This is a genomic window from Stenotrophomonas sp. TWI602 (assembly GCF_039674045.1).
Classification (GTDB): domain Bacteria; phylum Pseudomonadota; class Gammaproteobacteria; order Xanthomonadales; family Xanthomonadaceae; genus Stenotrophomonas.
The window spans coordinates 123715-138729 of the sequence record NZ_JBDJMT010000003.1 but is presented as its reverse complement, the minus strand read 5'-3'; the positions used below and the strand labels follow the sequence as shown (position 1 = coordinate 138729).

Below are 15015 nucleotides of genomic sequence, written 5' to 3'. Positions count from 1 at the left end.
CGGGTAGGGCGGTGATGCCTCGACGCTAGCCCTGCCGCTGTTACGAAGGAGCGGGGGTGCCGTGAAGGGCGGGTGCTCCCATCGGCTTCACCCGGGAGTTCCTATCGTCCAGACCTCGCCACACGGAGGCTGCCGCGATGCATGAGATGTTCGAGCTGGGAATGGAATGGTGGGAGTTCGTGGTCCGCGCGGTTGCGGTGTATGTGGTGGTCCTGCTGCTGACCCGCATGAGCGGCAAGCGTTCGATGGGGCAGTCCACCCCGTTCGACATCCTCGTGATCGTGCTGCTGGGCACGGCCGTGCAGAACTCGCTGATCGGTGAGGACACCTCGCTGCCCGGCGGGCTCATCCTGGCCGCGACGCTGATCGGCCTGAACTGGTTCGTCGGCTTTCTGGGGGCGCGCAGCAAGCGCCTCAACGAGATCGTGGAAGGCGTGCCGGTGGTGCTGGCGCGGCACGGCACGATCTACTGGGAGCAGGTGAAACGCTGCAATGTCAGCCCGGCGGATCTGGAAGTGGCGATGCGCGCCAACGGCTGTGAAGGTTTCGGGCAGGTCGACCTGGCAGTGCTTGAAACCTCCGGCGAGATCACGGTGAACAAGCGCCGCGCCGACGGCGATGACTGAGCGGGAGCGCTCGTCGGTCACGCTCGCCCTCGCTGGATGTTGACGGTGCGCCGCGTAGCGTCGGGCGCAGTCCCACAACAGGAACACACGCGATGTACATGACACTGGACAGTGAAACGATGGCCCCATTCGATGATGTGATCGCCCAGGTGCCGGACCCGACCCCGGAACCCGTGCCGCCCGCGCCGCCGGTGGAAGAGCCGGGCCGTGGCGATCCGCCTGCGCAGGAGCCGCCGCAGGAAATCCCACCGGAGGGCGACCCCGCACCCGCATCGCCGCCGCAGGAACTGCCGCCGGACCCGGAGACGCCTTCGGCGCCCTCGGTGGAGTAAGCGACCGACGCATGCGGCGCTCGCCGCGCCCGCAGAATGAATGATTCAGTCCTCATGCGCTGCGCAGCGCCATGCGCGCCAGCCTCTGCTGGGCGGCGCGCTCACCCGGATAGACACGCCGCACACGGTGCGGTCACGACGCTGCCACGCCGTACCACGTACCACAGAGGTACTTGGATAACGGAGTCTGCTATGCGCGCACTGACTTACCACGGCAGCAAGGATGTACGGGTCGATACCGTGCCCGATCCCGCGCTGGCCGCCCCGGATGACATCCTCCTGCGCGTGACCGCCACGGCGATCTGCGGCTCGGACCTGCATCTGTATCGCGGCAAGATCCCGGATCTGCATACCGGCGACGTGCTCGGCCACGAGTTCATGGGCGTGGTGGAGGAGGTGGGCGCGGGGGTGATGGATCTGCGCCCGGGCGACCGCGTGGTGATTCCGTTCGTGATTGCGTGTGGTGAGTGCTTCCATTGCCGGCTCGCCGAGTTCGCGGCCTGCGAGACCACCAACACCGGCAAGGGCGCCGCGGTGAACCAGAAGGGCATCCGCCCGCCGGCAGCGCTGTTCGGCTACAGCCATCTCTATGGCGGTGTATCCGGCGGGCAGGCGGAGTTCGTGCGCGTACCGAAGGCCAATGTCGGGCCGTTGCGTATTCCGGATGCGCTGTCCGATGAGCAGGTGCTGTTCCTCTCCGACATCCTGCCGACGGGCTACCAGGCCGCGATCAACGCAGGCGTGAAGCCGGGTTCCACGGTAGCGATCTTCGGTGCCGGCCCGGTCGGGCTGATGAGTGCGGCGTGCTGCCGCCTGCTGGGGGCGGAGACGATTTTCATGGTCGACCACCTGCCGTATCGCCTGGCCTTCGCGCAGCAGACCTACGGCGTGACCCCGATCGATTTCACCCAGGTGGAGGATCCGGCGGAATACATCATCACCCAGACCGACGGCCGCGGCGTGGATGCCACGATCGAAGCGGTCGGCTTCGAGGCCGAGGGCAGTGCGCTGGAATCGGCGCTGACGACGCTCAAGGTGGAAGGCAGCAGCGGCGTGGCGATCCGCCAGTGCATCGCTGCGACCCGTCGGGGTGGCACGGTGAGCATCCCGGGCGTGTATGCCGGCTTCATTCACGGCTTCCTGCTCGGCGATGCGTTCGACAAGGGCCTCACCTTCAAGATGGGGCAGACCCATGTGCAGAAGCTGATGCCAGAGCTGCTCGACCATATCGGCGAAGGCCGGCTGGATCCGGGCGTGATCGTGACCCACCGGCTGTCGCTGGAAGACGCGGTGCGTGGCTACGAGATCTTCGACCGCAAAGAGGAGGATTGCCGCAAGGTGATCCTGACGCCCTGACATGAATGCCGTGGCTTCTCTTGTACCGCCGGCGGCACCGCAGCCGGTGACCGATGGCGACGACCTGCAGGCGCAGGCCCGCGCCTGGATCGAGCATCAACCCTCCTTGCCGCGCCCTGGCAGCGGGGACACGCTGCTGCGCTGGCAGGCGCTGGCGCATATCGCCGCGCGGGATCTCTGCCTGGCCAAGGTGCTGGAAGCACATTACGACGCGCAGGCGATCCTGGAAGAACTGGGCGCCGCGATGCCGGACCACGATCGGCTGGGCGCGGTATGGGCGGCCGAAGGGCCGGCGGCGACCCTGCGCTTTGATCGCGCCAGCGGCACGCTGTCCGGTGACAAGCCGTGGTGCTCCGGTGCCGGCTGGGTGGACCATGCCCTGGTGACGGTGCGCGATGACGGGCGCTCGCGGCTGTTCCTGGTGCCGGTGCGCCGGGCCAACGTGCGTTTCCTGCCGCAGTCGTGGCAGGCCACGGGCATGGGGCGGGTGCCGAGTGGGACCGCCTGTTTCGACCAGGTGCCCGCCGTCGAGATCGGCGCGGCGGATGCCTATCTGCAGCGTCCGGGGTTCTGGCATGGTGGCGCAGGCATCGCGGCGTGCTGGTTCGGCGGGGCGAGCGCGTTGGCCGAGCCATTGCTGCACAGCGCGCGCGCCGACGAACCGGGCACGGCGGCCGGCCTGCTGGGTGAGATCGATCTGGCGCTGTCGCCATGCGCTTCACTGCTGCGCGAGCTGGCCGCGCTGATCGATGCACAGCCCGACCAACCCCATCAGCGTGAGATCGTGCGAGCGCGCAGTGCGGTGGAGCGCGCCGCCTCCGTGACGCTGGATCGGGTCGGCAGGGCGCTTGGGCCGGGCCTGATGTGCATGGACCCGGCGCACGCCCGGCGCTGGGCTGACCTGACCGTCTTCATCCGCCAGAGCCATGCCGACCGCGACTGGCAGCATCTTGGCAACCTGATGCATCGCGAGGGGCGTACGTGGACGCTGTGAACCGTCAGATCGAAGGCGGCGGCGTGACCGAGGCGCAGTGGGCAGCATCGCCGTGGTTGCAGTCGCTGCCGCTTGCGTCCCCTGCGGCGCTGTTCGGCGATGCGCGTCGGCTGGTGGTGGTGTCGCCGCACCCGGACGATGAAGTGCTCGCCTGCGGCGGACTGATGTCGCTTGCGCACCAGACAGGGCTGGCGGTCACGGTGGTCTCGGTGACGGACGGCGAAGCCTGCTATCCCGATCAGCCTGCGTGGTCGCCCGAGCGGCTGCGCGTGGCCCGTGCCGCTGAGCTGGACGATGCGCTGCGTTGCCTGGGCTTGGCGAGCGCAGCGCGGATTGCCTGGCACATCGGCGATGGCGCCGTGACGGCCAGCGAAGCATGGATGGGCGAGCAGCTGGCGGCTTTGCTGCAGCCGGACGATCTGGTGCTGGCGCCGTGGCGCTTCGATGGGCACCCGGACCATGAAGCGGTCGCGCGTGCCTGCGTGCAGGCCTGCACCGCGCGCGGCGCCGCGTTGAAGGAATACCCGGTGTGGGGCTGGCATTGGCTGGACCCGCAGGCGGCACCGTCCGCCTGGGCGCCGGCGACGCGATATGCGTTGGAGGACGACCTGCTGGACCGCAAGCGCGATGCGATCCAGCAGTTCGTGACCCAGACCGGCGCAGTGGCGGGGCTCGAGTGCGAGCCCATCCTGCCTGCCGCTGTGCTGCAGCGGTTTGAACGGAACTACGAGGTATTGATCGGATGAGTGATGTCGCCTACTTCAACGCGTTGTATGAGAAGGAGGACCCCTTCCAGTACCGGACCCGCTGGTACGAGCAGCGCAAGCGCGCGCTCACCTTGGCCAGCCTGCCGCGCGAGCGCTTTGGCCGTGGCTGGGAGCTGGGGTGCTCCAACGGCGTGCTGACCGCGGCCCTGGCCGAGCGCTGCGATCACCTGCTCGCCACCGACCTGAGCGAAGGCGCTGTCGCCGCGGCGCGCGCGATGACCCGGCGCCACGCGCACGTTTCCGTCGAGCAGGCCCGTCATCCACACGACTGGCCAGCAGGCAGGTTCGACCTGATCGTGGTGGGTGAAATGGGTTACTACCTCTCACAAGACGACATGCGTCAGCTGGCGGCGCAGGTGGTTCAATCGCTCACGCCGCAGGGCGTGGTGATCGCATGCCATTGGCGCGTGCCGTTCGAGCAGGCGCGCTGCAGCGCCGCGTTCGTGCACGCGCAGTTTGATGACAGCCTGCCACGCCTGTTCTCGTATCGCGACGAGGACATGCTGCTGGAAGGCTGGTCGGCCGAGACCACCTCGGTGGCCGAACGCGAGGGCCTGCGATGATTGCCGTGACCGTTCCCGCGCACAACGAAGAGCAAATGATCGCGGCCTGCCTGCAGTCGCTGCAGGTGGCGGCGCTGCATCCGGCCCTGCGCAACGAGCCGGTGGTGATCGTGGTGGCGCTGGATCGGTGCCGTGATGCCACGGAATGGATCTGCCAGCGCATGGGCGTGGAAGTGGTCAGCGTGGACGCCGGGTGTGTCGGTGTCGCACGGGCGGCGGCGAGTGAGCGCGCGTTGGCGCTGGGGGCCCGCTGGATCGGCTGCACCGACGCGGACAGCGTGGTGCCGCCGGACTGGCTTGCGCGCCAGCTGCAGTGTGGTGCGAATGCCTTCTGTGGCGTGGTGGCGGTGGGTGACTGGTTGGACTACCCGCAGGCCGTGCGCGAGCAGTTCCTGCAGGGCGAGCATGCGGTGGATGGGCACCCGCACGTGCACGGCGCGAACATGGGTTTCAGCGCAGTGGCGTATCGGCAGTCCGGCGGCTTTGCGCCGCTGGCCACCGGTGAGGACGTCGCGCTGATCCAGGCCATGCACGGGGCCGGCATGCAGGTGGCGCGGCTGGCCAGCCCACGGGTGATGACCAGCGCACGCCGGCACGCGCGTGCACCGCACGGTTTCAGTGACTTCCTGCGCCGCCTGGAACAGCGCGTTGGCTTGGTGGCAGATGAGGTGGCGGGCGACGTGGCCCCGCTGTCACTGCTGGCGCGCTGATGGCGCCCATTGATCTGCTCGGCTGGGCGGCGACCGCCGTGCTGATCGCCACGCTGTGGCGGCAGATATGGAAGCACTGGACGGCCGAGGATGCACAGGCGGTATCGACGTGGTTGTTCGTTGGCCAGATCACGGCCTCGGTGTTGTTCATTGCGTACAGCGCGGCGACCGGCTCGATCGTTTTCGTGGTGACCAATTCGCTGATTCTGCTCACGGCGATTGCCGGGCAATGTCTGGCCTGGATCAAGCGCAGACGGGCAGGGAAGTAACACGCATTTCGCGCCTCGACGACGCGCCGTGCACATCTGTCGCGCAGTGCGTTGAGCTCGCTGAACACTCGCATTTCAGTGTCACGCCGACTTCATGGCCGATGCGGAAAAGTCGACTCACCCCGACAACAACACACGGGCCAAACCGGACCAACAGGAGTACATCGCAGTGAATACCGAATCGAAGACCGCGCATAACTTGAACGACCTGATCGAAATCGCCCGCGATGGCCAGGAGTTCTACACCGAGGCCGCAGGCAAGGTCGAAGATGCCGAGTTGGCGGCGCTCTTCACCCGTATCGCCGGTGTCAAGAATGAGATCGTCCGCTCGCTGAGCGCCACCGTTGTCGCCGCGGGCGGCAAGCCGGCCGACCATGGCACCTTCGTCGGTTCCATGCAGCAGTTCTACGGCAAGGTGCGCGCCACCCTGGGCGACAAGCAGTACGGCTACGTGGCCGAGCTGGAAGAATCCGAAGATCGCCTGCTGAAGGCGTTCAAGGACACGCTGACCGACGCCGACACCTCGCCGGCCGCGCGCCAGGAAGTCCAGCGTCTGCTGCCGCAGGTGCAGGAATGCCATGCTGTCATGCGCGACCGCAAGCACGCCATGAAGCACTGAGTTTCAGACAGGCGGTGCGCTGGCGATTCCCCACGGTCGCCAGTAGTCCGCGCCCTGAAGCGGTACCCGAACAGCCCCGGCCCTGCCGGGGCTGTTCGTTTTTGTCCGACACTGCCGGGTGGCTGCCAGCGCACCGGACGGCCCCGAACGGTAGTGGGGGAATTGGTGCATACTCGGGACAAAGAGCCGCTTGGATTTGTCATGGAACACATGCGTTGGCTGACGCTTCGTCTCAGCAACAATCAATCCATCGGCCCGAAGGTGCTGATGGACCTGTGGGCCAACGCGTGCGAGACCAATCAGTCCTCGGTGACCCGCGAAACGCTGCCCGGGAAATCGACCTCCTACGCCCTGCACGCACCGACCTCGCTGGCCTATCCCAAGCGCGCGGAGCTGCGCATGCGCAAGCTGCTGGAAGAGGCCGGCTACACGTTCACGCTCGGCTCGCTGGCCGACCGCCCGGCACCGCAGCCGGTGCGCTTCCGCTGACGCCGTTCACTGGCGTCGCATTCATTCTTGAACCAAGGTGCCGCAACCGCGCGTTCAGTCGACGCGGTCGGCGGCGACGCTGCGGACCATGATCCGGACCGGCATGCCCGCGGCATGCTGCAGTGATTCCAGCGGTGCCCAGCCCAGCCGGCGATACAGGCCCCCATCATCGGCTTCGGTCTGCAGGTAGAGATCGCGTACGCCAAGCGCGCGACCGCGCACCAGCAGTTCTTCGATGACTTTCTCGGCCAGGCCGCGCCCGCGGTGCGCCGGATGGACATAGACGCCGCCCAGCCAATGCAATCGTTCGGGGCGCTCGGTCCGCTCATGGAACTTGAGCTGCGCTGCGGCGACCGGCACCGCGTCATCCAGTGCGATCAGCAGCAGGGGCAACTCGTCGTCCTGCAGGAACACTTCCAGCCGCTGCTGCTGATCGAGCAGGGTCAGGTCCGGCACGTGGCGTCCCCATTCCTGGAAATACCACTCGGCCAGGATCGGCAGCAGGTCGGGGCGGTCACTGAGAGGAACGATGGTGCAGGCCACGGTGAACGCTCCATGTTGGACGGGTCGGCTGCCATGGTACGCGGATGCGCGGGCGTTTCGCCGCCGCTTGCAGCGGCCTTCACCCAGCGCGCAGACTATCCCCATGCACGCCAGCGCCTGCCACCTGCGGTGTTACGGAACGTCCACCGATGTGGACCGGCATGACTTTGCGCAATGGGTGCTGCCGCTGCGCGGCGATCTGGAGGTCGAGGTCGATGCGTTTGGCGGCCGCCTGGATGTGCTGCAGGGGGCCTTCGTGGCGCCCGGCGAGGGACATGCCCAGACCGGCGATGGCGATCATCTGATGGTGATCGTCGATTGCCCGGCGGGGGTGATCGATGACCACACCCTGGAGCACCTGCGCCGGCAGCGTTGGCTGGCACTGCCGAAGGGAGTGCGCCAGCGCCTGGCCGGTGCGCCCGCACACGGCAGTGAGGGTCTGCTCGCGACCCTGCTGCAGCAGTACGCGCCCGCTGGCAGCGCGGCACGCCTGCATGCCCTGTGTACCCGGCTCTCGGCCAACCCCGGCGCGGACTGGAACGTGGCCCGCATGGCCGCGCTGGTCGGCATCAGCGGCAGCCGCCTGCATGCGGCCTTCGTCCAGGAATTCGGGTTGCCTCCCCAGGCGTGGCTGAGTGCCTGCCGGTTGCGCTGGGCCAAGCACCGGCTGCTCACCAGCAGCGACAGCATCGCCACGATCGCGCTGGATGCCGGCTATTCCGAGCACAGTGCGCTGACCCGAGCCCTGCGCCGGGAAACCGGGCTGACCCCGCAGGCCTTCCGGCGGCAGTAGCCTCGGTCAAGACGTCGCGGTGCGCGGCTTCTACACTGCGCAGCCAATGCATACCGCGTGAGCCGCAATGAAACGATCGATGGGAGTGGGCATCGCCAACGGCATTGCCGCCGGCGCGCTGTGGGGCGTGGTGTTCCTGGCCCCGGCGATGCTGCACAGCTTCAACGCGGTACAGCTCTCCGCCGGCCGTTATCTGGTCTACGGCCTGATTGCCGTCGTTCTGCTTGCGCCGCGCTGGCGGCAGCTCAAGGAGCGGCTGGCCTGGGCCGAGTGGCGGGGTCTGTTGTGGCTGAGCCTGGCCGGCAACCTGGTCTACTTCCTGCTGCTGGCCAATGCCGTGCAATGGGCCGGTGGTGCGGCCGCCTCGCTGATCGTGGGATTGATCCCGGTGGTGGTGACCCTGGCCGGCGTACGCGAGGAAGGCGCGGTGCCACTGCGTCGCCTGGCCCCGGCGCTGCTGCTGTGCCTGCTTGGCGTGGCGCTGGTGGGCTATGAAGCCTTGATGGCCGAACATGCGCAGGGCTCGGCCGGGCGCCGGTTGCTCGGGCTGCTGTGCGCGGTCGGCGCGTTGCTGTCCTGGGCGGTGTACTCCATCGGCAACAGCCGCTGGCTGGCGCGCCGGCCGGATCTGTCCGGGCATGACTGGTCGCTGCTGACCGGCATCACCACCGGCGGGCTCGCGCTCGTGCTGGTGCCCAGTGCGTTTTTGACCAGCGCGACGGTGCATCCGCCGGGCGAGTGGCTGAACTTCTGGCTGATCAGCGCGGGCGTGGCGGTGGTCGCCTCGGTGCTCGGCAATGCCTGCTGGAACCGCGCCAGCCGCAACCTGCCACTGACCCTCACCGGGCAGATGATCGTCTTCGAAACCCTGTTCGCCCTGCTGTATGGCTTTGCCTGGCAGCAACGCTGGCCGACGCTGATGGAAACGGTGGCCATCGTCTGCCTGGTGTCGGGCGTGCTGATGTGCGCGCACGCGCATCGGCCCCCTGCGGCGGTGGCGGAGCATGTGGGGTAGGGCAGGCCTTGCCCCGCCTGGATGGTCACAATCGCAACTTGTTGGCCGACGATCGCCGCGATTTACGTGCCGGGATCTTTTGCGGCGCAGCACTTGACAAGCAGGGCGGCGGCGTAGTTTTCTTGATCCATGGTCATCACCGCCGCCCACGCCTACCTGCTCGTTCCCGCCTCCGCGGGCGGCCAGGCCGTGTCGACCGGTACCACCATCATTACCACCGCCACCACTCGCCCGGTGCGGCCCGTCGTCTTCGCGTAATTTCCGAAAACCACGGCCCCGCACCCAGATCAGGTGGCGGGGGATACTCTCAAGCCTGATGTGACGCGGGGCCTCCCATCGAGGTCAGCATGTCTTCTGTCGCCGCTTCCGCTCTACCTTCCGCCCAGCCCGCCGTCTCCGTCGCCGCGCGGGCCGGGGTGACCACCGTGGTCCACAAGTTCGGCGGCACCTCGGTGGCCGATGCCGAGCGCTATCGTCATGTGGCGCAGCTGCTGCTGGCGCGTGAGGAGACGATGCAGGTCACCGTGGTCTCGGCGATGAAGGGCGTTACCGATGCACTGATCGGGGTGGCCACGTTGGCCGCGGAAGACGGCTCGGCCTGGCGCGAACAGTGGCACGCCTTACGGGCACGTCATCGCGGTGCCGCCGTTGCCTTGCTCGGCGAGCACGCCGGGGCGACGGTGGAGTGGCTGGACCAGCGCTTCGATCAGTTGGCCGAGGTGCTGGGTGCGCTGGCGGTGATCGGCGGCCTGCCCACCGAAGTGCTGGACCGCGTGCAGGGCATGGGCGAGGTGTATTCGGCGCAACTGCTCGGGACGTACCTGCAGACGCTGGGCGAAGACTGCGCGGTGCTGGATGCGCGCGATGTGCTGGTGATCGAACGCGGTGAACTGGGCGTGGACGTGGACTGGGCGCGCAGCGCCGAGCGCCTGGCCCAGTGGCGCCTGCAGCACCCGCAATCGCGCGTCGTGGCCACCGGCTTCGTCGCCCGCGACCGCCAGGACCGCATCACCACGCTGGGCCGCAACGGCAGCGATTACTCCGGGGCGATCTTCGCCGCCTTGTTCAACGCCGACGAGCTGCACATCTGGACCGATGTGGACGGCGTGCTCTCGGCCGACCCGCGGGTGGTGCCCGAGGCGGTCCAGCTCGAAGCGCTGAGCTACGACGAAGCCTGCGAGCTGGCCTACTTCGGCGCCAAAGTGGTGCACCCGCAGACGATGTCGCCGGCGATCGAGCGTGGCCTGCCGATCATCATCCGCAACACCTTCCACCCGGATCATCCAGGCACGCGCATCACCGCCGAGCGCACCGCGTCCGGCCCGATCAAGGGGCTGACCCTGAGCCCGGACCTGGCCGTGATCAACCTGGAAGGCACCGGCCTGATCGGTGTGCCCGGCACGGCCGAGCGCGTCTTCGCGGCGCTGCGCAATGCGCATGTGTCGGTGGTGATGATCTCGCAGGGCTCCTCCGAGCACTCGATCTGCTGCGTGGTGAAGCAGGCCGAGGCGGTGCGGGCGCGCGAATCGCTGCTGCAGGCCTTTGCCCATGAGCTGAGCCTGGGCCAGGTGCAGCGCGTGCAGTTGACCGACAACGTGAGTGTGCTGGCCGCCGTGGGCGATGGCATGGCCGGCCAGCCCGGCGTGGCCGCGCGCCTGTTCGAGTCGCTGGGTCGCGCGCAGGTGAACATCCTGGCGATCGCGCAGGGCTCCTCGGAGCGCAATATCTCGGTGGCGGTGGACAGCCGCCATGCGACCAAGGCGCTGCGCGCGGCGCATGCCGGGTTCTGGCTGTCGCCGCAGACGTTCTCGGTCGGTGTGATCGGCCCGGGCAATGTGGGTGCGGCGCTGCTGGACCAGCTGCAGGCGGCCCAGGTACAGCTGCTCGGCCGCGCCAATGTGGATCTGCGCCTGCGTGCGGTCGCCTCGCGCAGCCGCATGGTCCTGGACGAGCGCGGCCTGAAAGGTGACTGGCGCGCGGCGCTGTCCGGCCCGGCGCAGCCGAGCGATCTGGACGCATTCACCGAACACCTGCTCTCCGCCCATCTGCCGCACGCCCTGATCATCGATTGCAGCGGCAGCGCCGACGTGGCCGACCGCTATGCCGGCTGGCTGGCCGCAGGCATCCACGTGGTCACCCCGAACAAACAGGCCGGTGCCGGCCCGCTGGAGCGCTATCACGCGATCCGCGAGGCAGCGGCTGGCAGTGGCGCGCGCTTCCGCTACGAAGCCACGGTCGGTGCGGGCCTGCCGGTGATCACCACGCTGCGCGACCTGGTCGACACCGGCGATGAGGTGCTGGCGATCGACGGTATTTTCTCCGGCACGCTGGCGTGGCTGTTCAACAAATACGACGGCCAGGTGCCGTTCTCCGCGCTGGTCAGCCAGGCGCGTGGCATGGGCTATACCGAGCCGGACCCGCGCGATGATCTTTCCGGCGTGGATGTCGCGCGCAAGCTGGTGATCCTGGCGCGTGAAGCGGGCCGTGAGCTCAGCCTGGCGCAGGTGCGCGTGGAAAGCCTGGTGCCCGAAGCACTGCGCCAGGCCAGCGTGGACGACTTCATGGCGGGCCTGCCGCAGATCGATGCGGTGTTCGCCGAACGCCTGGCAGTCGCCAAAGCGGACGGCGCGGTGCTGCGCTATGTGGCGCGCCTGACGCCGGACGGGGCTGAGGTCGGCCTGGTCGCGCTGCCGGCCGGGCATGCGTTCGCGAACCTGCGCCTGACCGACAACGTGGTGCAGTTCACCACGCGCCGCTACTGCGACAATCCGCTGGTGGTGCAGGGCCCGGGCGCCGGGCCGGAGGTGACCGCCGCCGGCGTGTTCGCCGATGTGCTGCGCGTGGCGGTGGGCGAAGGAGCACGTCTGTGAGTGAGGGCAGGAGGACGGAAGCACGCGCGTTTGCGCCGGCCTCGGTCGGCAACGTGGGGGTCGGGTTCGACATCCTTGGGCACGCCATCGAGGGCGTTGGCGATACTGTGACAGTGCGGCGGATCGACGAGCCCGGGGTTCGCATCCACGCGATCCGCGGCACCACGGTGGATCTGCCACGGGTGGCCGAGGACAACACCGCCGGTGCGGCGTTGATTGCGCTGCGTGCCGCGCTGGATCTGCCGTTCGGCTTCGAGGTGGAGATCGACAAGGGCATCGCGCTGGGCTCGGGCATGGGCGGTTCGGCCGCGTCGTGTGTGGCCGCGCTGGTCGCGGCCAATGCGCTGTTGCCGCAGCCGTTGTCGCGCGAGGCGCTGTATCCGTTCGCGCTGACCGGCGAGGCGGTGGCCAGTGGTGGCCGCCATGGCGACAACCTCGGGCCGATGCTGCTGGGCGGGCTGGTACTGAGCACGGCGGACCGGCTGGTACCGGTGCCGGTTCCGGCGGCGTGGCACAGCCTGCTGGTGCATCCGGACGCGGTGCTGGAGACGCGCCGCGCGCGCGCCGCGCTGCAGGGGCATTACGCGTTGGGCGAGTTCGTCGCGCAGAGCGCGAATCTGGCGCTGGTGCTCAGTGGCTGCTTCACCTCCGATGCCGCACTGGTCCGTGCCGGCCTGCGTGACGTGCTGGTCGAGCCGCGTCGGGCCGGTCTGATCGCCGGGTTTGCGGCGGCCCGCGATGCTGCGTTGAATGCCGGGGCGATGGGCGCCAGCATCTCCGGTGCGGGGCCGAGCGTGTTTGCCTGGTTCGAGCAGCGCGATGCCGCGCTTGCCGCGCAGGCGGCAGTCCAGCAGGCGTTCGCGGACGCGGGCTTCGACAGCCAAGGCTGGGTGTCACCCTTGAATGCGCCCGCCGCGCGCGTGCTGTGACACGTCCACTCTTTCTACTTTGGGATATCCGATGAAGTTCGTTTCCACGCGTCACGCCGCGCCCGCCGCCTCGCTCAGCCAGGCGCTCGCCGCCGGCCTTGCCCCGGATGGTGGTCTGTACGTTCCCGAACACCGCCCGCAACTGCAGAGCTGGTCAGCGCAGGGTTCCTTCGCACAGACCGCCGCGGCGGTACTGGCCCCGTATTTCCATGACGATGCCCTGGAGAGAGCACTGCCCGAACTGTGCGAGCAGGCCTTCGATTTCGATGCCCCACTGCGCCCCCTGGCGACCGCCGATGATCATGTGCTGGAGTTGTTCCATGGCCCGACGGCGGCATTCAAGGATTTCGGTGCGCGCTTTCTCGCGGCGTGTCTTGCCCGCCTGCAGCAGGGCCGTGAGCGACCGTTGACGATCGTGGTGGCGACCTCGGGCGATACCGGGGCGGCCGTTGCCGCGGCCTTTCATCGGCAGCCGGGGATCCGCGTCGTGGTGCTGTACCCGGATGGCCGCGTCTCGCCGCGCCAGGCGCATCAGCTGGGGTGCTTCGGCGACAACATCCACACACTGCGCGTCGCCGGGTCGTTCGACGATTGCCAGGCGATGGTGAAACAGGCGCTGGGCGATCGCGAGCTGCAGCACGCAGTGCCGTTGAGCTCGGCCAACAGCATCAGCCTGGGTCGCTGGCTGCCGCAGATGAGCTATTACGCCAATGCGGCCCTGGTGCATCAAGCGCAGACCGGCCACGTGCTCAATCTGGTGATTCCGACCGGCAACCTGGGCAATGCGATGGCGGCTATCCTGGCGCGGGCGATGGGCCTGCCGCTGGGGCAGATCGCGCTGGCGACCAATGCCAATGAGGTGTTGCCGCGCTATTTCCATGGCGAGGCCTACCAGGCACAAACCAGCGTGGCGACGATTGCCAACGCGATGGACGTGGGGGCGCCCAGCAATTTCGAGCGGCTGCGCTGGCTCTACAACGACGATGACGTGGCACTGCGGGGCGCGTTCACGGCCGAGGCCGTGGATGATGCGGCGATCCGCGAAGTGATCAAGCGGCGCCATGACCTGCATGGCGAGGTGTTCTGCCCGCATACGGCGACGGCGGTGGCGCGCCTGGAGCACCTGCGGGCCGCGGGCGCACAGGGGCATTGGGCGGTGGCGGCGACTGCGCACCCGGCCAAGTTCGAATCGGTGGTGGAGCCGTTGATCGGGCAGGTGCTGGACGTGCCGCCGGCCTTGGCCGCGCTGCTGGAGCGGCCCGCGCAGGCCGAAGCGTGCGCACCGGAGTATGGGGCGCTGCGTGAGGTGCTGTTACGCGGGTGAGGCGGGGTCAGTACGACTCGTCGGCCGACAGCTTCTGCAGGCCGGCTTCGTCCAGGATCTCGACGGTGTTCAGATGGGGCAGGGCGATCAGGCCCTGCTGGCGCAGCTTGGTGAAGGTGCGGCTGACGGTTTCCATGGTCAGGCCGAGATGGTCGGCGATGTCGCCGCGGCCCATCGGCAGGGTCACGCGCAGGCCCGGCTCACCGAGCAGCGCTTCGCGCGCGGCCAGGCGCAGCAGGAAATCGGCGACCTTCTCGGCCGGCTGCAGCCGGCCCAGCGCCATGGCGGCATCCTGCGCGGCATCCAGCTCCTGGCAGGCGCGTTGCAGCAGCTTGCGCTCCAGGTGCGGGAAGCGCGAGCGCAGGTCCTTCATCTGCGGCAGGGCCACGCGGCAGACCCGGCTGTCGGCGATGGCCTCGATGTCATAGCGGTGGTGATCGCTGCCGCTCAAGCCCAGGAAGTCGCCGGGCAGTACGAAGCCGCTGATCTGGCGGCGGCCATCGGCCAGCGTGCGGACCAGGCGCAGCGCACCGGCGGTAATCGTATAGACATGTTGGCGCGGCTCACCCGCACGGGCCAGGGTGGACCCCAGCGGCAGTGCCTGGGACACGGTGACCCGCTCCAGCGCCTGCACTTCATCCGGCGACAGCGCCGAGCAGACCGCCAGGTGCCGTACCGAGCAATGCAGGCAGTCCCGCAGCGGCGAGCAACCGGGGGCGGCGGGGTCTTCAACAGCGGAAAGCGCGGTACCGGAGTGGGGCCGGGTCATGTCAGGTCAGCAAGCGGGACCTGCCTATGATACGTCATGCCGCCATT

18 protein-coding genes are annotated in these 15015 nt (G+C 68.5%); 16 read left to right on the top strand and 2 right to left on the bottom strand.

The window, feature by feature from the left end; all coding sequences use genetic code 11:
• Nucleotides 1-137: 137 nt before the first annotated feature.
• The 10 genes from ABE483_RS05085 to ABE483_RS05040 all read left to right on the top strand — a co-directional run bounded on the left by ABE483_RS05085 (nucleotide 138) and on the right by ABE483_RS05040 (nucleotide 6725).
• On the top strand, nucleotides 138-626 hold the full coding sequence (locus tag ABE483_RS05085; RefSeq protein WP_313218138.1) for a YetF domain-containing protein: 489 nt from the start codon (nucleotides 138-140) through the stop codon (nucleotides 624-626).
• Nucleotides 627-718: 92 nt separating this feature from the next.
• Nucleotides 719-958 carry a hypothetical protein gene (locus ABE483_RS05080; RefSeq protein ID WP_313218140.1) on the top strand — a complete coding sequence of 80 codons (240 nt, stop codon included), beginning with the start codon at nucleotides 719-721 and terminating at the stop codon, nucleotides 956-958.
• A 192-nt stretch (nucleotides 959-1150) separates the two neighbouring features.
• Nucleotides 1151-2314, top strand: coding sequence for a zinc-dependent alcohol dehydrogenase (locus tag ABE483_RS05075; RefSeq protein WP_346481226.1), 1164 nt, complete (start codon nucleotides 1151-1153; stop codon nucleotides 2312-2314).
• Nucleotide 2315: 1 nt separating this feature from the next.
• Nucleotides 2316-3308, top strand: a complete 993-nt coding sequence (locus ABE483_RS05070) for an acyl-CoA dehydrogenase (RefSeq protein WP_346481225.1) — start codon at nucleotides 2316-2318, stop codon at nucleotides 3306-3308.
• Nucleotides 3296-4054: a PIG-L family deacetylase gene (locus ABE483_RS05065; protein ID WP_313218144.1), complete on the top strand. Its 759-nt coding sequence runs from the start codon at nucleotides 3296-3298 to the stop codon at nucleotides 4052-4054. Before ABE483_RS05070 ends, ABE483_RS05065 begins: the two co-directional genes overlap by 13 nt.
• On the top strand, nucleotides 4042-4638 hold the full coding sequence (locus ABE483_RS05060) for a class I SAM-dependent methyltransferase (protein WP_346465232.1): 597 nt from the start codon (nucleotides 4042-4044) through the stop codon (nucleotides 4636-4638). The genes ABE483_RS05065 and ABE483_RS05060 overlap by 13 nt, the downstream gene beginning before the upstream one ends.
• Complete coding sequence (locus ABE483_RS05055; RefSeq protein WP_346465134.1) at nucleotides 4635-5348, top strand: glycosyltransferase; 714 nt, start codon at nucleotides 4635-4637, stop codon at nucleotides 5346-5348. Before ABE483_RS05060 ends, ABE483_RS05055 begins: the two co-directional genes overlap by 4 nt.
• On the top strand, nucleotides 5348-5617 hold the full coding sequence (locus tag ABE483_RS05050) for a PQ-loop domain-containing transporter (protein ID WP_346481224.1): 270 nt from the start codon (nucleotides 5348-5350) through the stop codon (nucleotides 5615-5617). The genes ABE483_RS05055 and ABE483_RS05050 overlap by 1 nt, the downstream gene beginning before the upstream one ends.
• Before the next feature lie 169 nt (nucleotides 5618-5786).
• Nucleotides 5787-6236 (top strand): PA2169 family four-helix-bundle protein, encoded by a 450-nt coding sequence (locus tag ABE483_RS05045; RefSeq protein ID WP_019183020.1) that lies wholly within the window; start codon nucleotides 5787-5789, stop codon nucleotides 6234-6236.
• A 201-nt stretch (nucleotides 6237-6437) separates the two neighbouring features.
• Complete coding sequence (locus tag ABE483_RS05040; RefSeq protein ID WP_046272599.1) at nucleotides 6438-6725, top strand: hypothetical protein; 288 nt, start codon at nucleotides 6438-6440, stop codon at nucleotides 6723-6725.
• Between the two features lie 54 nt (nucleotides 6726-6779).
• Here ABE483_RS05040 and ABE483_RS05035 read toward each other — a convergent pair whose 3' ends face one another.
• Complete coding sequence (locus ABE483_RS05035; protein ID WP_313211825.1) at nucleotides 6780-7268, bottom strand: GNAT family N-acetyltransferase; 489 nt, start codon at nucleotides 7266-7268, stop codon at nucleotides 6780-6782.
• Nucleotides 7269-7371: 103 nt separating this feature from the next.
• Here ABE483_RS05035 and ABE483_RS05030 point away from each other — a divergent pair, with 103 nt between their 5' ends.
• The 6 genes from ABE483_RS05030 (at nucleotide 7372) to thrC (ending at nucleotide 14199) form a co-directional block, all read left to right on the top strand.
• The gene (locus tag ABE483_RS05030; protein WP_346481223.1) at nucleotides 7372-8061 is read left to right on the top strand and encodes an AraC family transcriptional regulator; all 690 of its coding nucleotides are present in this window, start codon (nucleotides 7372-7374) and stop codon (nucleotides 8059-8061) included.
• Nucleotides 8062-8128: 67 nt separating this feature from the next.
• Nucleotides 8129-9076: a DMT family transporter gene (locus ABE483_RS05025; protein ID WP_313211821.1), complete on the top strand. Its 948-nt coding sequence runs from the start codon at nucleotides 8129-8131 to the stop codon at nucleotides 9074-9076.
• A 129-nt stretch (nucleotides 9077-9205) separates the two neighbouring features.
• Nucleotides 9206-9334, top strand: a complete 129-nt coding sequence (locus tag ABE483_RS05020; RefSeq protein WP_313211819.1) for a hypothetical protein — start codon at nucleotides 9206-9208, stop codon at nucleotides 9332-9334.
• A gap of 89 nt (nucleotides 9335-9423) precedes the next feature.
• Nucleotides 9424-11946: a bifunctional aspartate kinase/homoserine dehydrogenase I gene (gene thrA, locus ABE483_RS05015; protein ID WP_346481222.1), complete on the top strand. Its 2523-nt coding sequence runs from the start codon at nucleotides 9424-9426 to the stop codon at nucleotides 11944-11946.
• Nucleotides 11943-12875: a homoserine kinase gene (locus ABE483_RS05010; protein ID WP_346481221.1), complete on the top strand. Its 933-nt coding sequence runs from the start codon at nucleotides 11943-11945 to the stop codon at nucleotides 12873-12875. Before thrA ends, ABE483_RS05010 begins: the two co-directional genes overlap by 4 nt.
• A 31-nt stretch (nucleotides 12876-12906) precedes the next feature.
• Nucleotides 12907-14199, top strand: coding sequence for a threonine synthase (thrC, locus tag ABE483_RS05005; RefSeq protein WP_346481220.1), 1293 nt, complete (start codon nucleotides 12907-12909; stop codon nucleotides 14197-14199).
• Between the two features lie 7 nt (nucleotides 14200-14206).
• On the opposite strand, the gene ABE483_RS05000 is transcribed toward thrC, so the two are convergent.
• Nucleotides 14207-14968: a helix-turn-helix domain-containing protein gene (locus ABE483_RS05000; RefSeq protein ID WP_019183011.1), complete on the bottom strand. Its 762-nt coding sequence runs from the start codon at nucleotides 14966-14968 to the stop codon at nucleotides 14207-14209.
• Nucleotides 14969-15015: the final 47 nt, after the last annotated feature.

What these genes read in the sequence shown, in the direction of transcription:
- thrA (WP_346481222.1), top strand. Translation starts at nt 9,424, where the DNA reads ATGTCTTCTGTCGCCGCTTCCGCTCTACCTTCCGCCCAGCCCGCCGTC.
- ABE483_RS05080 (WP_313218140.1), top strand. Translation starts at nt 719, where the DNA reads ATGTACATGACACTGGACAGTGAAACGATGGCCCCATTCGATGATGTG.
- ABE483_RS05055 (WP_346465134.1), top strand. Translation starts at nt 4,635, where the DNA reads ATGATTGCCGTGACCGTTCCCGCGCACAACGAAGAGCAAATGATCGCG.
- ABE483_RS05085 (WP_313218138.1), top strand. Translation starts at nt 138, where the DNA reads ATGCATGAGATGTTCGAGCTGGGAATGGAATGGTGGGAGTTCGTGGTC.
- thrC (WP_346481220.1), top strand. Translation starts at nt 12,907, where the DNA reads ATGAAGTTCGTTTCCACGCGTCACGCCGCGCCCGCCGCCTCGCTCAGC.
- ABE483_RS05020 (WP_313211819.1), top strand. Translation starts at nt 9,206, where the DNA reads ATGGTCATCACCGCCGCCCACGCCTACCTGCTCGTTCCCGCCTCCGCG.
- ABE483_RS05025 (WP_313211821.1), top strand. Translation starts at nt 8,129, where the DNA reads ATGAAACGATCGATGGGAGTGGGCATCGCCAACGGCATTGCCGCCGGC.
- ABE483_RS05000 (WP_019183011.1), bottom strand. Translation starts at nt 14,968, where the DNA reads ATGACCCGGCCCCACTCCGGTACCGCGCTTTCCGCTGTTGAAGACCCC.
- ABE483_RS05070 (WP_346481225.1), top strand. Translation starts at nt 2,316, where the DNA reads ATGAATGCCGTGGCTTCTCTTGTACCGCCGGCGGCACCGCAGCCGGTG.
- ABE483_RS05075 (WP_346481226.1), top strand. Translation starts at nt 1,151, where the DNA reads ATGCGCGCACTGACTTACCACGGCAGCAAGGATGTACGGGTCGATACC.
- ABE483_RS05030 (WP_346481223.1), top strand. Translation starts at nt 7,372, where the DNA reads ATGCACGCCAGCGCCTGCCACCTGCGGTGTTACGGAACGTCCACCGAT.
- ABE483_RS05040 (WP_046272599.1), top strand. Translation starts at nt 6,438, where the DNA reads ATGGAACACATGCGTTGGCTGACGCTTCGTCTCAGCAACAATCAATCC.
- ABE483_RS05050 (WP_346481224.1), top strand. Translation starts at nt 5,348, where the DNA reads ATGGCGCCCATTGATCTGCTCGGCTGGGCGGCGACCGCCGTGCTGATC.